This window comes from Dokdonia sp. Dokd-P16, assembly GCF_003095655.1.
Classification (GTDB): domain Bacteria; phylum Bacteroidota; class Bacteroidia; order Flavobacteriales; family Flavobacteriaceae; genus Dokdonia.
The window spans coordinates 2,767,181-2,782,845 of sequence record NZ_CP029151.1 but is presented as its reverse complement, the minus strand read 5'-3'; the positions used below and the strand labels follow the sequence as shown (position 1 = coordinate 2,782,845).

Here is a 15,665-nt window from a genome sequence, read left to right as displayed (position 1 = left end):
ACTGGCATGTTGCCGTAACCTTCTTTCATTATTCTTTCGCGAAAGCGTACTTTTTATATATTAGTAGCTAACAATCTCCCATGCTATCATCCATACTCACTTTCTGGAAGTCATTATCATACACTACAAGATTCTCCATCATAGCCTTTATCGCAATACTTCCTATGGGACTCTTTAGCATGGGGATTCTAGGAGCGTTACTCTATTATCCCGTTTCATTCTTGTTTACCTCCTATCCTACCCTCAATGACTGGACAGGTGATTGGGTATGGCCGGCAACCATAGGTGTTGGTATGTTCTGGTCTTTCGGTTTTATTTGGGCTGGGCTTGCTTGGCACTTTCTACGCAACAAACTACATTCTGTACATATTCTGAGAGTTATATATGCGCTGATATGTTGGGCGTGGGCTGCGTTATTATGGTATGGAGTGATAAGCAGTAACCTATCGTAACGATAACATTTTCTAGAGTTTTGATTTTGTGTATCTTAGAAGCTACCAACCAAAATGTTAGACTTTAATGAAAAAATTGACACTCCTCTACGTTTTGAGTATGATCACGCTAAGCGTCTCTGCTCAAAAACTATCAAAAAACAAACAAGCAGTAATTGCCGCTGTTGAAAAACATGAAAAAGAACTCATCCGTATTTCTGATGAGATATGGTCTATCGCCGAAACTGCTTTTGAAGAAACCCAGTCGGCTGAAATTCTAGCTAGTTATGCCGAAAAAAATGGATTTACCGTAGATCGCGGCGTTGCTGGAATGCCTACGGCTTTTGTCGCTACGTATGGATCTGGCAGTCCTGTTATTAGTGTATTGGGAGAGTTTGATGCACTTCCAGGACTTTCACAAAAAACAGAGCCAACAAAGAATCCGCTCAATGAAGGTGAGCCTGGTCATGGCTGTGGTCACAATATGTTTGGCGCAGCGAGTTTAGGTGCTGCCATTGCCATAAAAGAACAAATAGAAGCCGGAAAAATCAAAGGAACCGTAAAGTTCATGGGAACACCATCTGAAGAAAAGTTCTTTGGAAAAATATGGATGGTGCGTGAAGGTCTTTGGGATGATGTAGATGTAAATATTTCTTGGCATCCAGCAGCAGAAATGAAAGCAGATGTACAAAGCTCTCTCGCGCTTGTAGATTTTAAAATAGAATTCTTTGGTCAAGCAGCACACGCCAGTGCAGACCCATGGAATGGACGCTCTGCCTCTGATGCGCTTGAAATTTATACAACAGGTGTAAACTATTATCGTGAGCACGTAAAGCCTACCGTACGCATGCACTACCACATACAAGATGGCGGTCAAGTGGTAAATGTAGTACCAGATTATTCGCGTCTCTGGATGCGTGTGCGCGACACAGAACGCAAAGGCATGATGCCTGTGTATGAGCGCTTACAAGAAATGGTAGAAGGCGCAGCCATCCTCGCAGATGTGGATTATAAGGTCTCTCTAATTTCTGGAATTTATGAAGTACTTGTAAATAGAACTGGTGGAGCGGTAATGCAAAATAACCTCGAACTTCTAGGACCTATCACATACACGCCAGAAGAAATTGCCTTTGGTAAAAAAATTCAAGAAGTAACCGGGAAGCCTCAGGTGGGTATGGACAGTGCTATAAAACCACTTGAAGCGACTAGAGAAAATCCAGGTGGTGGTAGTACAGATGTGGGAGATGTAAGCTGGAATGTTGCAAACATCAACCTTGGAGTTACCACTGCTCCTAAGGATACACCATGGCACTCATGGGCTGTCGTGGCTTGTGGCGGGATGTCTATTGGTCACAAAGGAATGACGTATGCTAGTAAAGCAATGAGTATGACGATGCTTGATCTTTTTGAAGATCCTGCGCTTGTAAAAGAAGTGAAAGCAGAATATAAAGAACGTAAAGGTGATGCCGTGTACGAAGCGATTGTACCAGCAGGACCGCCGCCAGTAAACCAAGGAAAATAATGATGACTAATAAATTATTTACAAACGCAGTAGCTATTGTAGTTACTGCGTTATGCTTTTTCTCGTGTGCAGAAAAAACAAGCACAGAAACCACTAATTCAGACTCAGCGTCAGGATTTCAAGTTGCGATAGATCATTATGCGATTAACGTTACAGATTTAGATCAAAGTGTCGCTTTTTATCAAGAGGTTTTCGGTTTGAAGGAAATTAAAGATGGTACAGAGCAGCCGCATATAAGATGGTTTGGACTAGGATTATCGCAAGAATTGCATATCATTCAAGTAGATAGCCTTGATAAGAAAATACCTAAAGGAGTTCATATTGCGCTTGCTGTAGGTGATTTTGACCGCTTTCGCGAAAGCATAGAAAAAAGAAATCTCAACTACTATGACTGGCCAGGAAGTGCTAACCAAATTTCAACACGTCCAGATAAAGTGCGCCAACTCTACTTCCAAGATCCAGATGGATATTGGGTGGAAGTAAATGATGGGAAGCAGTTTAATTAAAATGGAAAGTATAGGGAATGTATGGAGATACCTTAACATTGAAGCTTATATTTACTCAGCAACTTATATTTGAAAAACAATTAATGAAGTTTTTAAAAATTATCTTAATCTTATTTTCGACTGTTGTTTTTAGTCAAAATTTTTCAATTTCAAAAGTTGACTCTCTATTTAAAGAATACGGAAATGTGGACCTTCCTGGTGCTTCTGTAGGCATAATTAAGGATGGTAAACTTATTTACAAAAAAGGATATGGTAATGCAGATTTAGAGCACAGTATTCCATTAACAGAATATTCTGTATTTAACATAGCATCAATAACAAAACAGTTTGTAGCTTTTTCTATCCTCTTACTTGAAGAGCAAGGTAAATTAAACCTAGAAGATCCTATTCAGAAACATTTACCTGACTTTCCAGAATATGCTTCTCCTATAACGTTATCACATCTCATTCATCATACAAGTGGTCTTAGAGATAGCGGTGTATTATTATATTTGAAAGGAATCAATAGTCTAGACAATATTGATCCTGCAGATCTGTATAAACTTATAAAATCTCAGAAAGAACTAAACTTCCCCACCGGAGAAGAATTCTCATACAGCAACAGTGGTTACTTCTTATTAGTAAAAATAATAGAAAAAGTAAGTGGTAAATCGATAGATGAATTTGGTCAACATTATATTTTTAAACCACTGGGTATGTCTAATACTGTGTTTTATAATGACAATACAAAATTGATAAAAAACAGGGTATTTAGTTACCATCATAATGAATATGGTGAATTTGAAAATCAAATAATCCGCTCTGATATCGTTGGTCCAAGCGGTATATATACAACAATAGAAGATATATATTTATGGGATCAAAATTTCTATGACAATAAATTAGGAAAAGGAAATCAAGAAATTATTGATAAAATGCAATCAGAGAGTAAACTCAATGATGGCAGAGATTCAGGTTACAGTTTTGGTCAATTTCCTAGAAGTTACAAAGGCTATAAAACTATATCTCATGGAGGAGATAAAGCTGGTTTTAAAACTCAATATTTAAGAGTACCTGAACTACATCTATCTATTATAATTTTCGCAAATAGAGATGACTTTAAAAAATATCAGAAGACTTATCAAATCTTAAATCTATTTATAAATAAAGTAGAAAAAAAGGAACCTAATAATCAAATAGAAGATATTGAAGTTACAATTACAGATTTAGAATTTTTCAAAGGTGCATACGAGTTACAACCAGGCATTGAAATGGAAATCACTATTGAGAACAAAACACTAAAAGTTTTTCAGAAATGGGATGAACAAGATTATTTATTGAAAAATAAGGAAGGTAATACCTATATAGTTCCAGAAGACAATTCTCTTTCTTTTACATTTTTAGAAAATAAGTTTGAAAAATTTCAAAAATTAGAAATCAAACAAGATAATACGACTTCAACGTTCAAAAGATTAGCAAAATCCTCTGGAGAAATAAATTTCAATGATTATGTTGGTAATTACTACTCAGAAGAACTAGACACAACTTATACTATTTTAATTAAAGATAGTCAGCTAGTTATAAAATTTTCTCCAGGACTGTCTAGTTCATTATTGGTGTCTCGCGATAGAGGCAACTGTGAGCGACTTTTTCTAGAATTCACAAGAAAAGATAACGTAGTAAATGGCTTTAAAGGAACGGCAAATGAACGTGCTCGAAATATCGTTTTTAGACGCATAAGTAATTAGCATAATTTATTCAATGATACAGTTTTATTGCTAAGTATATTCTAATTCAAAATAAAATCTACAAACTCACCTAGAGCGTACTCGACTAATTATCAAGGGGTTTGTAAGTTAGAGTGACCTAAGACTTCATTAAATCTATTTCCTTAAGATTTTCAATACGGTTTCTTTTTAAGAAGTCATCTATGCTTTCAAAGTGCTCAATCACTCGTTTTTCTTTAAACTCAAAAACTTTCTTAGAGAGTCCTTGTAAGAAATCACGATCGTGAGAAACTAGGATAAGTGTTCCATCAAAGGTTTGTAGTGCTTCTTTTAAAACATCTTTAGACTTTATATCTAGGTGGTTTGTAGGCTCATCCAGTATTAATAAGTTTACGGGATCAAGAAGTAACTTCACCATTGCTAGTCTCGTTTTCTCTCCTCCAGAAAGTACACTTACCTTTTTATCAAGGCTGTCTCCTGAAAACATAAAGCGACCCAATATATTTTTAATTTGCGTGCGCATATCGCCTTTGGCAACCTCATCTACTGTTTGAAAAACGGTAAGATCTGGATCTAATAAAGCAGCCTGATTTTGAGCAAAATAACCCACTTTCACATTATGTCCTAGTTCGCAAGCACCTTCTACTTCTATCTCTCCTAGAATGGCTTTAATCATCGTCGATTTTCCTTCGCCATTTCTACCTACAAAACTTACTTTTTCGCCTCGAGCGATATCCATATTTGCACCGCTAAACACCGTATGATCGTCATACTTTTTAGTAAGATCTTTCACCTTTACAGGAAAGTCTCCAGATCTAGGCGCCGGCGGAAATCTCAATGCTAGTGCCGAGTTATCTACCTCATCAATCTCAATAATGGTAAGCTTTTCTAGCATGCGCTCACGAGAAGATACTTGATTTGTCTTACTGTACGTTCCTTTAAAACGGTCTATAAATGCTTGATTATCTGCAATAAATTTTTGCTGCTCTTGGTAGGCTTTAATTTGATGCGTACGACGATCTGCACGTAGCTCAAGATAGTGCGAGTAATTTGCTTTGTAATCGTAAATACGACCCATCGTAACCTCTATCGTACGATTTGTAATATTGTCAATAAACGCCTTGTCGTGAGAGATCACAACGACAGCCTTTGCCTTATTCAACAAGAAATCCTCCAACCATATCACCGATTCAATATCTACGTGGTTTGTAGGCTCATCCAGTAAGATAAGATCTGGTTTTTGTAGTAAGATTTTGGCTAGCTCAATACGCATGCGCCATCCTCCAGAAAATTCGCTCGTAGGTCTTGTAAAATCCTCGCGTTTAAACCCAAGTCCTTTTAATGCTTTTTCAACTTCCTCTTCATAATTCACCTCCTCAATCGCATAGAACTTCTCGCCAAGATCTGTCACCTTAGTGATGATATCCATGTATTCCTTAGACTCATAATCTGTACGAGTTTCAAGTTCCTTGTTAAGACGAGCCATCTCCTCCTTCATTGTAAAAACAGTAGAGAATGCCTTAGAAGCCTCCTCCATTACCGTACAATCATCATCTGTTAGTAAGTGCTGTGGCAAGTATGCTATGACTGCATCCTTTGGAGTTCGCACGTTACCGCGAGTAGGTTTTAGCGCTCCTGCGATAATTTTCATCATGGTAGACTTACCAGCTCCGTTTTTACCCATGAGGGCAATTTTATCATTCTCATTAATAGAGAAAGAAACATCTGCAAAAAGTGTGTCTCCGCTAAACTCAACGGCAAGGTTATCTACTGCAATCATAATATAAATTTAAGATTGCAAAAATACTATATTAAGTGGTGCTGTGTGAAGATTAGTATGCCTTCGCAAAAGCGTAATTTCAAAATAAGAATCTAAGCGGAAAGATAAAAAATCTGCATACTATTCTTCTGCTAGTTCAAAAGTCAAAGGTAGCATTGCTCCTACCTTACGTGCTGCCATCGCACCTCCTGTATACAAGACATCAACAGGACTATGATTTCCAAATGAATCAATCAAAAATGGAGCTGTAGCTTCAAGTTTAGATTGCTCGTCTTGGTTATAAAGAATCTGGATATCCTCTTCAAGAAGGGTTACTTCATGCCCTTTATCTGTAGGAATTATTTTAAAAGGTGCATATGGAGCAGTCTCATATTTACCTAGAAAAACTCTATACTTTTCTTTTACTAGTTTATGATCGCGTAAGGCTCTTAGAAAGTGAAGTAATGAGCCATTATATTCTGCAGTTCTATTTTTTAAAATCTTACGGCTCGTTTTTTCTTTAATATTTTCAAAAAATACAGTACCCACAAAAAAGGACTTGCTTGCCATATTAAATCCGTTGAGACTTTTCTCATAAGTAACCTCAAAGTCCATAAGGTCATAAGATACGAGATACCCTAAGTTTTTATTCTTAATCTTAATAGGCACCTTGCTGTCCGCATATAGCATCCCGTTAGTAGCGCTATATCTCAACCGAATATCTTTTTCATTCAATATTTTCACATCGCTCGCGCTAACGAGAGGACCGATAAAATATCTTCTAAAAGCTCTCAATTTGCGCTCGCGACTCCAAGTATCATCATCTAATATCACTTCATCTAGTGAATCGATGCTTTTCTTGAGGTAAAGCGTTCCTAAAGAGCCTAATTGATTGTGAGGGATAATAAGCGTCTCAAAACCCAAAACACTTATAATTAGTTCTGTCTGTATGTTGTTATCTCTTGTTATCGTGAAGTTACCTTGCGCATTAGATATAGCGCCAATGGTAGTATTATTAAAATAGACAGAAGCATTCTCGATGGCTAGACTATCTTTTGTGGCTAGTAACGTTCCCGTAATTACATCTTGAGCATGTATTGTTATCGCAAAAAGAAAAAAGACAATACAACTAGCTACTTTCATAAGATATAAATTACGACAACATATTATTATTTTCGGGTAAATCTATTGGCCTAAACCACTTGCTGCTTCCTCATCCATAAACCAACGAAGTTCTCCAGAGAGTGGTGACACAAGACTTGCTGGATAGTCTCTAAAATCTTCTTCTTGATTAATGATAGTCACTATCTTTTCTTCTTTTGATGCGCCAGTAACTAGAAATGCTACGGCTTGCGCATTGTTGATAATATCGCCCGTAATACTCACGCGTTGTTGCCCAGATTCTGGATGTGTTGCGACTTCGCACCAGTTTGACGAGTCCCACAGTTCTATTTCATGTGGAAATATAGAAGCTGTATGACCATCATCTCCCATCCCTAATATGACTAAATCAAATTGTGGCACCTCATTTTCTGAAGCGAGCGTACTTTCTAAAACCTCTGCATAACGTATAGCTTCTGCTTCTGGATTATTTTCGCCAAGGATACGGTGTATATTTCCTGCAGGGATATTGATTTTTGAAAACAAATGATCGACGGTCATTTTGTAATTGCTTTGCTCATCTGTAGGCGCAACACAACGCTCATCACCCCAGTAAAACTGAAACTTAGACCAGTCGGCATCTTTATGCTTCTCTGCAAGTAAGTCAAAAACAATTTTCGGAGTGCTTCCTCCAGATAGCGCTACAGTAAAACGTTCTTTACCGCTTGCAGCTTCCATTAAATAAGTAGCAAAATCTTGAGCTACTTCTTGTTTTGTTTTTGATATATGTAGTGTCATTATTTTCTATTCTATAACTGCAACTGCAGAAGCTAGTTAATACGGGTAAAACTCATTATTGTTATTCTATCACACAGTATCCTGGATCATCTGCCAGATGGGCTCCTGGATTACGCCAGCCGCCTCGACCTTCTATGAGATCATCTGCAAATTCTGGACCCCAGACTCCTGCCGCATATCCATACATCTTTACATCTCGATTTGTCCAGTATTCAAGTATAGGGTCTGTAAATCTCCATGCTGCTTCTACCTCGTCTGCACGAGAATATAAGGTAGCATCTCCTTGCATTGCATCCAGTAATAGTCGCTCGTAAGCTTCCATAATATCTGTATCACCTAAGCTAGAGTAGTAAAAATCAAGATTACCACGTTCTACCTTAAATCCTTGACCTGGTACTTTCACACCAAACTTTACTAAGATACCCTCATCTGGCTGAATACGTATGATGAGTTTATTATCCTTATTAATGTCTGAGTTTTTAAAAATCTGGTGGTGTGGCGATTTAAAGTGTATCACAACTTCTGTAACCTTTGTAGGCATACGCTTTGCTGTACGCACATAAAAAGGAACATCTGCCCAGCGCCAGTTATCTACAAAAAACTTTACCGCTGCATAGGTTTCTGTAATACTATCTGGATCTACATCTTCTTCTTCACGATAGCTATTTACACGCTCGCCATCTATCTCACTGCTTAAATATTGCCCGCGTATAGTATTTTCTTCTAGCACTTTTGGATCTGTCATTAATCGTAATGACTTGAGTGCTTTTAATTTTTCGTTACGTATTTCTTCTGGATCTGCACTTAATGGTGGTTCCATTACTATTAATGCAACAAGCTGTAATAAGTGACTTTGAAACATATCTCGTAAAGCTCCAGACTTGTCATAATAACCACCACGAGACTCTACGCCTCCACTCTCTGCATTTGTAATCTCAACGTGATCTATGTAATCACGATTCCATAAAGGTTCAAAAATGCTATTTGCAAATCTAGTAACAAGTATGTTTTGAACCGTCTCTTTACCTAAGTAATGATCTATTCTATAAATCTGCGATTCTTTAAAATATCTATGTAATCCCTCGTTAAGTGACTTTGCAGTCTCAAGACTGTAGCCAAAGGGTTTTTCTACAATAAGTCGTTTCCAGCCTAGACGCTCATCATTAAGTCCTTTTGCAGTAAGGTTTTTTGCAATGGCTTCAAATAAACTAGGAGGTGTAGATAAATAGAAGATGATATTATTATCACACTGGTACGTCGTGTTGATGTCTTGTATGCGCTCATTGAGCTCACGGTAATCTACATCGTACTTTTTATGAAGATCTTCATAAAATAACTTCTCAGAAAATGCGGCAATAAACTCCTCACTATCATCAAGATATTTACTTTCTAGGGCTACGCGTTTTCTAAACTCCTCATCCGTCATAAAACTACGCGCCACACCGAGTACGGCAAAATGCTTTGGCAGGTGTTTGTCTTTATATAATTTATATAGAGCAGGAACTAATTTTCGGGCAGTGAGGTCTCCCGAAGCGCCAAAAATGACTAATAACTGATTCTCTGTCTTGCGCATATGAAGTACTTATTTAAGGTGCTTCAAAAGTATTGAAACTTTCGTCCATTCCCAACCGACTTCCCCACCACTTACTCACAAAAACAATTATTTTTCCACTATTTTTGATGAGCAATACCCACTGATAATTTTGAGTTGCTTTTTTGAGCTCTTTTGTGGGGAATGAAACTTTACTTATGAAAAATTCTTACGATTTTGGCTTAGTTGGACTGGGCGTAATGGGACGCAATTTTATATTAAATGTAGCCGATAATGGCTTTAGCGCAATGGGCAATGACCTTGACCCAGAAAAAGTGCAGGCACTTATAGAAGAAGGCGGTGACCCAAAACGCGTAGATGCTACGGTTGATGTATCCGCTTTCGCGAAAGCGTTATCATCCCCACGTAAAATCATGTTACTAGTTCCCGCTGGCAAAGTAGTGGACATTGTCATAGAAAGTTTACTGCCACACTTAGATAAAGGAGACATCATCATAGACGGAGGAAACTCTTTCTTTACCGATACCGACCGAAGAGAAGCGTACTTATCTGAAAAAGGAATTCACTTTTTTGGAGCAGGAGTTTCTGGAGGAGCCAAAGGCGCACGTATAGGACCAAGTATCATGCCTGGAGGATCCAAACCTGGATATGCTGCGGTACAACCCATTTTTGAAGCAGTATCTGCCAAATATAATGGAGAACCTTGTGTTGCTTACTTAGGACCTAAATCTGCTGGAAACTATGTAAAAATGGTGCACAATGGTATTGAGTACGGACTCATGCAACTTACCTCTGAGATATATGACGTGCTTAAAAAAGCTGGAAACTTATCTAATCAAGAGCTACACGAGACTTATAAATCATGGAATGAAGGACGTTTACAGTCCTTCTTAGTAGAGATTACATCAGAGATTTTTGCCGAAAAGGATACCCTTACTAGTGATGACCTTGTAGATCAGATTCTCGATAAAGCAAAACAAAAAGGAACAGGAAAATGGACCTCACAAAACGCGATGGATCTAGGTATTCCCGTACCTTCTATCGATATCGCTGTGAGTATGAGAGAAATCTCTGCACTTAAAGATGAGCGTACCATTGCAGATTCTCTATACGATCGCCCAAAAGTGGCAACAATGGATAAAGAAAAGCTAACAAAGCTTACAGAAGAGGCGCTTTACTTCTCTTACATTATTACTTATGCTCAAGGTTTGCATCAGCTAGCAGATGCCTCTAAGGAATATGGTTATGACCTCGATATTGCAGTAATTGCAAAAATATGGAGAGCAGGATGTATCATTAGAGCAAAGCTACTCGCAGATATCACAGATGCTTTTACAGAGGATACAGAATTACCTAACCTTTTATTATCCCCGTCATTTATCAAAAAAATACAAAGCACGGTAGACTCGGCTAGAGAGCTTGTCGCTTACGGAGCTATTAATGGTATCCCGCTTCCTGGAGTATCAAACTCGTTAACCTATTTTGACGCTTATACTTCAACGAGATTACCACTTAATCTTATACAAGCACAACGAGATTATTTTGGATCCCATACTTATGAGAGATTAGACCGCGAGGGAATCTTCCACACAGAGTGGGAGAAATAATAACGCAATAATTAATATCATTAAAGAGACACTTCCATATTGTATCATAACAATCTTTTTTTAAGAAAATCTAGCACAATGACAGCAGCTGCATGGCTTGCTGTCGTGCTTTTAAGTCTGTGTACAGTAGGCTGCTCAAATAGTAAAAGTACAGAGCGAGATCATGAAGTGTTTAGATACAACGAGCAATACCAGATTTCTACACTAGATCCTGCTTTTGCCCGCAATCCACCTATTATCTGGCCGGTAAATCAGCTATTTAATGGACTTGTTCAATTAGATAATGACCTTAATGTGCAGCCAGATATCGCTAAGTCTTGGTCTATTTCTGAAGATGCACTTACCTACTCTTTTACGCTACGTGATGATGTAAAGTTTCATAAACATGAAGCTTTTTACACTGTAGATAGTACAAGGAACGTAGTTGCAAGTGACTTCGTGTATTCTTTTGATAGACTTACAGATCCAGCTATCGCATCCCCAGGAAGTTGGGTGCTTAGTAATGTGGAACATTATAAGGCAGATAATGATAGCACTTTTACAGTGCAATTAAAGCAGCCTTTTCCAGCATATTTAGGATTACTCAGCATGAGATACTGCTCTGTTGTTCCTAAGGAAGTAACGACTTTTTATGGTAATGAATTTCGATCAAACCCAATAGGTACTGGTCCGTTTAAATTTAAGCGATGGGAAGAAGGTGTAAAACTAGTACTTCGTAAAAACGAATTGTATTACGAGAAAGATGCTGCTGGGAATAACCTCCCTTATCTAGAAGCTGTTGCCATTACTTTTTTACCAGACAAGCAAAGCGAATTTTTACAGTTTGCTCAAGGTAATATAGATTTTTTAAATAGCCTTGACCCTTCCTATAAAGATGAGATACTCACTGCCTCTGGAACGCTACGCGAGAAGTATGAAGATCGAGTGAATTTTGAAAAAACACCTTGGCTCAACACTGAGTACATAGGTTTCTTTTTAGATAGTAACACTCCAGAAGTGCAATCTACGTTATTACGCAAAGCTGTAAACTACGGTTTTGATCGCGAGAAAATGATCACCTACCTGCGTAATGGAATAGGAAAACCCGCAGTAAACGGTTTTATTCCCAAGGGACTTCCAGGTTTTAATAATATTGAAGGCTACAGCTACAATCCTACACTTGCTAAGGAACTTGTAGCTCAGTATATCGCACAAACTGGGGACCAGTCGCCACAACTCACTATAGGTACGAATAGTCAATATCTTGATATCTGTGAGTACATACAGCGAGAGCTGCAAAAAGTAGGACTGGAAGTACAAATTGATGTAATGCCTCCATCTACATTGCGCCAGATGAAAAGTAGTGGTGAGCTAGACGCTTTCCGTGCAAGCTGGATTGCAGATTACCCAGATGCAGAAAACTACTTGAGTTTATTTTATAGTAAAAACTTCACTCCTAACGGACCTAACTATACACACTTCAAAAGTGCGACTTTTGATAGTCTTTATGAGAAAAGCTTGAGCATTACAGACATAGATGAGCGCAAGCAATACTATATCAAGATGGATTCTCTTATTATAGAGCAATCTCCTATAATTCCACTATATTATGATGAGGTCGTACGCTTTACACAGAAGACCATTTCAGGTTTTGAACCAAATGCTCAGAACTTCTTAGTGTTGAAACATATGAAAAAGAGTAAAAAGTAGTGTGATTACGCTTTCGCGAAAGCGTACCTAAAACAATTACAATATCGAACAAAAAGACACTTATAACACCATTTTATCACCTTCTGAAGAAACACTCTTTAAGGATCGTAATAGCAAATTCTTTGGCTATGCATTTCCCGTTACCACAGAGGAAGAAGTCAAGGAACATATAGATGCACTTAAAAAACAGCACTACCAAGCCAGACACTGGTGCTATGCGTATGTATTAGGTAAGGAATACGAACAATACCGCGCAAATGACGATGGTGAACCTTCTAATAGTGCAGGTGCCCCTATATATGGTCAACTACAATCCTTTGATGTTACTAATGTGCTTGTAGTTGTGGTACGATATTTTGGTGGGACAAAATTAGGTGTAGGCGGTCTAATCAATGCTTATAGAACCGGAGCACAACTTGCACTTGAGAATGCTCGTATCGTAAAGAAAACAATTGACATCCCTTTTTCTGTACAATTTGAATATCCTCTACTCAATAAAGCGATGCGCTTAATAAATGATCATAAGGTGACCATAATCGAACAGAAGATGGAAATGGACTGTGTGTTTCATCTCGCCATACGAAGAAAAGAGTCTGAAAAGGTCATTGAGGCTTTTAATGAAGTCTATGGAATTAACCTCCTTAAAGACGAATAACTAGAGCTTCTCTAAAATGTATTTTGGGCACCTCATAGGTCGCCCAGTTTTTGTATTCATAAAGATCAATTCTGTACTCGCCACTGTTAATAACTCTTCATTTTGGTTATAAACTTTATAATCGAACATAATACGCACCGTAGGAATATCCCTAAGTGAGGTTTCTATTTTAAGGCGATCATCGAAAAGTGCAGATTTTTTAAATGTTGTATTTAAATTATAAACTGGTAGCATTACACCATTTTCTTCCATCCATTTATAAGAAATTCCGAATTGTTCTAGCCATTCAAGTCTCGCAATTTCAAGATATTGAGCATAGTTACTATGGTGCACAAAGCCCATCTGGTCGGTTTCTGAGTAGCGAACTTTAACAAAAGTATTATGGTTTTTCACGGCAGGGAGGTCTAATTTTTTGTAATTTTAAATCTAATATATGATGCAACAAAATTTGCGAAAAAACAACCCTCCACTCGTTTTTTTATTACTTTTTTTGTTCACATATTTGCTTAGCTTTTAAAAGGGGCATTATCAACAATACGATAATCTTTTTAAAAGGCATTCTGTACTAAAAAACAACCAATAATTTAACTCAACGAATGACTCTAACTGCGCAATCTGTATGGGATAATTGTCTCGCATTTATTCAGGACAATATTACACCCCAGGCATACAAGACGTGGTTTGAACCGATTAAAGCGGTCAAGCTCACAGATAACGCATTAAGCATACAAGTGCCTAGTAAATTCTTTTATGAATGGCTAGAAGAGCACTATGTTAAACTTCTTAAAGTTGCGCTTAACAAAGTACTAGGTGAAAATGCCAAACTGGTCTATGTGATCAGAATGGAAAACACTTATGGAAACAATCAACCGTTTACAGAAAAGATTCCTAGCGCTAATCGTAGTGCCATGAAATCTCAAGATGTTGATGCTCCATTTAAAAACAAGAATCCAGAGCTCAAAAATCCTTTTGTAATTCCGGGAATCCGAAATTTACAAATCGAATCACAGCTCAACCCTAACTATAACTTTGATAACTTCCTTGAAGGTGAGTCCAACCGTCTTGCAAGATCTGCTGGAATGGCAGTTGCAAATAAGCCCGGAGGAACATCTTTTAATCCACTACTCGTTTTTGGTGGTGTAGGTTTAGGAAAAACACACCTTGCACACGCTATAGGTGTTCAAATAAAAGATAAATATCCAGCAAAGACTGTTTTATATATTTCTGCTGAGAAGTTTACACAACAATATATTGAGTCTGTAAAAAAGAACAACAGAAATGATTTTATACATTTCTATCAAGTTATTGATGTTCTTATTGTAGATGATATTCAATTACTAAGTGGTAAGGCAGGAACTCAGGATGTGTTCTTCCATATCTTTAATCACCTACATCAGAATGGTAAGCAAGTAATTCTTACCTCAGATAAGGCGCCAGTAGATATGCAAGACATTGAGCAACGCCTTCTTTCTCGTTTTAAATGGGGATTAAGCGCAGAGCTGCAACACCCAAGCTTTGAAACACGTATAGCCATCATAAAGCAAAAGCTTTATCAAGATGGTGTTGAGATGCCAGAAGAAATTGTAGAATTTCTTGCAAATAACATCAAAACAAATGTAAGAGAGCTCGAAGGTGCTATTATATCACTTATTGCTCACTCTTCTTTCAATAAGAAAGAAATCACATTAGATCTAGCTAAGAAAATTGTAGATAACTACGTGAAGCACACGAAGCGCGAAGTATCTATAGACTACATACAAAAGATTGTGTCAGATTACTTCCAGATGGATGTAGAAACACTACAGTCTAAAACTCGTAAACGTCACATCGTACAAGCAAGACAGCTCGCAATGTTCTTTGCAAAGAAACTTACTAAAGCATCACTTGCAAGTATAGGTTCTCAAATAGGACAACGCGATCACGCAACCGTATTACACGCTTGTAAAACGGTAGATAACCTTGCTAGTACAGATAAGCAGTTTAGAAAATACGTAGAAGATTTAGGAAAGAAGCTCTCTGTGTAACTTCTAACTTGAATTCATTATAATAACAAAGCCTCTACATTTTCATGTAGAGGCTTTGTTAATTTTTAGGAATGAATAAAAACTATTGAAGCACTTATTTCTTTTTAATCTTGTCACTCGCAGCCTTTTCTCTAGAAGAACTAACTATACCGTAAATCGTTACAGCCATAGCCGTTAAAAGAAATCCAAATACAAAATAATTACTAGCCTCAAATGTCATACACATAATACCAGTAGTTATAAGTACGCCACCAAAAGTTGACACCCATTCTCCTTTTGTGCTTTTTTGAATTTTCATGAAACTATTTCTATTGT

The 15,665-nt window shown here is 37.5% G+C and carries 14 protein-coding genes; 8 read left to right on the top strand and 6 right to left on the bottom strand.

What is annotated here, in order from left to right:
• The first annotated feature begins 80 nt into the window (after positions 1 to 80).
• From DCS32_RS12420 to DCS32_RS12405, 4 genes are all read left to right on the top strand, one after another.
• Positions 81 to 452: a hypothetical protein gene (locus DCS32_RS12420; RefSeq protein ID WP_108878564.1), complete on the top strand. Its 372-nt coding sequence runs from the start codon at positions 81 to 83 to the stop codon at positions 450 to 452.
• 67 nt (positions 453 to 519) lie between these two features.
• Complete coding sequence (locus DCS32_RS12415) at positions 520 to 1,953, top strand: amidohydrolase (RefSeq protein WP_108878563.1); 1,434 nt, start codon at positions 520 to 522, stop codon at positions 1,951 to 1,953.
• Positions 1,953 to 2,459, top strand: a complete 507-nt coding sequence (locus DCS32_RS12410) for a VOC family protein (protein ID WP_108878562.1) — start codon at positions 1,953 to 1,955, stop codon at positions 2,457 to 2,459. Before DCS32_RS12415 ends, DCS32_RS12410 begins: the two co-directional genes overlap by 1 nt.
• Positions 2,460 to 2,476: 17 nt before the next feature.
• Positions 2,477 to 4,186: a serine hydrolase domain-containing protein gene (locus tag DCS32_RS12405; RefSeq protein WP_108878561.1), complete on the top strand. Its 1,710-nt coding sequence runs from the start codon at positions 2,477 to 2,479 to the stop codon at positions 4,184 to 4,186.
• A 118-nt stretch (positions 4,187 to 4,304) separates the two neighbouring features.
• Here DCS32_RS12405 and DCS32_RS12400 read toward each other — a convergent pair whose 3' ends face one another.
• The 4 genes from DCS32_RS12400 to zwf form a co-directional block, all read right to left on the bottom strand.
• Positions 4,305 to 5,945, bottom strand: a complete 1,641-nt coding sequence (locus DCS32_RS12400) for an ABC-F family ATP-binding cassette domain-containing protein (protein ID WP_108878560.1) — start codon at positions 5,943 to 5,945, stop codon at positions 4,305 to 4,307.
• Positions 5,946 to 6,065: 120 nt separating this feature from the next.
• A complete protein-coding gene (locus DCS32_RS12395) occupies positions 6,066 to 7,067 on the bottom strand; it encodes a carboxypeptidase-like regulatory domain-containing protein (protein WP_108878559.1) in 1,002 nt (333 codons plus the stop codon).
• Between the two features lie 42 nt (positions 7,068 to 7,109).
• Positions 7,110 to 7,823, bottom strand: coding sequence for a 6-phosphogluconolactonase (pgl, locus tag DCS32_RS12390; RefSeq protein WP_108878558.1), 714 nt, complete (start codon positions 7,821 to 7,823; stop codon positions 7,110 to 7,112).
• Between the two features lie 61 nt (positions 7,824 to 7,884).
• Positions 7,885 to 9,396 (bottom strand): glucose-6-phosphate dehydrogenase, encoded by a 1,512-nt coding sequence (gene zwf / locus DCS32_RS12385; RefSeq protein WP_108878557.1) that lies wholly within the window; start codon positions 9,394 to 9,396, stop codon positions 7,885 to 7,887.
• A gap of 176 nt (positions 9,397 to 9,572) precedes the next feature.
• Between zwf and gndA the strand changes: the two genes are divergently transcribed.
• The 3 genes from gndA (at position 9,573) to DCS32_RS12370 (ending at position 13,326) form a co-directional block, all read left to right on the top strand.
• Positions 9,573 to 10,982, top strand: a complete 1,410-nt coding sequence (gene gndA, locus DCS32_RS12380; RefSeq protein ID WP_108878556.1) for an NADP-dependent phosphogluconate dehydrogenase — start codon at positions 9,573 to 9,575, stop codon at positions 10,980 to 10,982.
• Positions 10,983 to 11,060: 78 nt separating this feature from the next.
• Complete coding sequence (locus tag DCS32_RS12375; RefSeq protein ID WP_108878555.1) at positions 11,061 to 12,671, top strand: ABC transporter substrate-binding protein; 1,611 nt, start codon at positions 11,061 to 11,063, stop codon at positions 12,669 to 12,671.
• A 43-nt stretch (positions 12,672 to 12,714) separates the two neighbouring features.
• On the top strand, positions 12,715 to 13,326 hold the full coding sequence (locus tag DCS32_RS12370) for an IMPACT family protein (protein WP_108878554.1): 612 nt from the start codon (positions 12,715 to 12,717) through the stop codon (positions 13,324 to 13,326).
• Here DCS32_RS12370 and DCS32_RS12365 read toward each other — a convergent pair whose 3' ends face one another.
• Positions 13,327 to 13,719, bottom strand: a complete 393-nt coding sequence (locus DCS32_RS12365) for an acyl-CoA thioesterase (protein ID WP_108878553.1) — start codon at positions 13,717 to 13,719, stop codon at positions 13,327 to 13,329.
• Between the two features lie 203 nt (positions 13,720 to 13,922).
• Here DCS32_RS12365 and dnaA point away from each other — a divergent pair, with 203 nt between their 5' ends.
• A complete protein-coding gene (dnaA, locus tag DCS32_RS12360) occupies positions 13,923 to 15,350 on the top strand; it encodes a chromosomal replication initiator protein DnaA (RefSeq protein WP_108878552.1) in 1,428 nt (475 codons plus the stop codon).
• A 94-nt stretch (positions 15,351 to 15,444) separates the two neighbouring features.
• Here the strand turns inward: dnaA and DCS32_RS12355 are convergent, their stop codons facing one another.
• Positions 15,445 to 15,648: a hypothetical protein gene (locus DCS32_RS12355; protein WP_108878551.1), complete on the bottom strand. Its 204-nt coding sequence runs from the start codon at positions 15,646 to 15,648 to the stop codon at positions 15,445 to 15,447.
• Positions 15,649 to 15,665 lie beyond the last annotated feature (17 nt).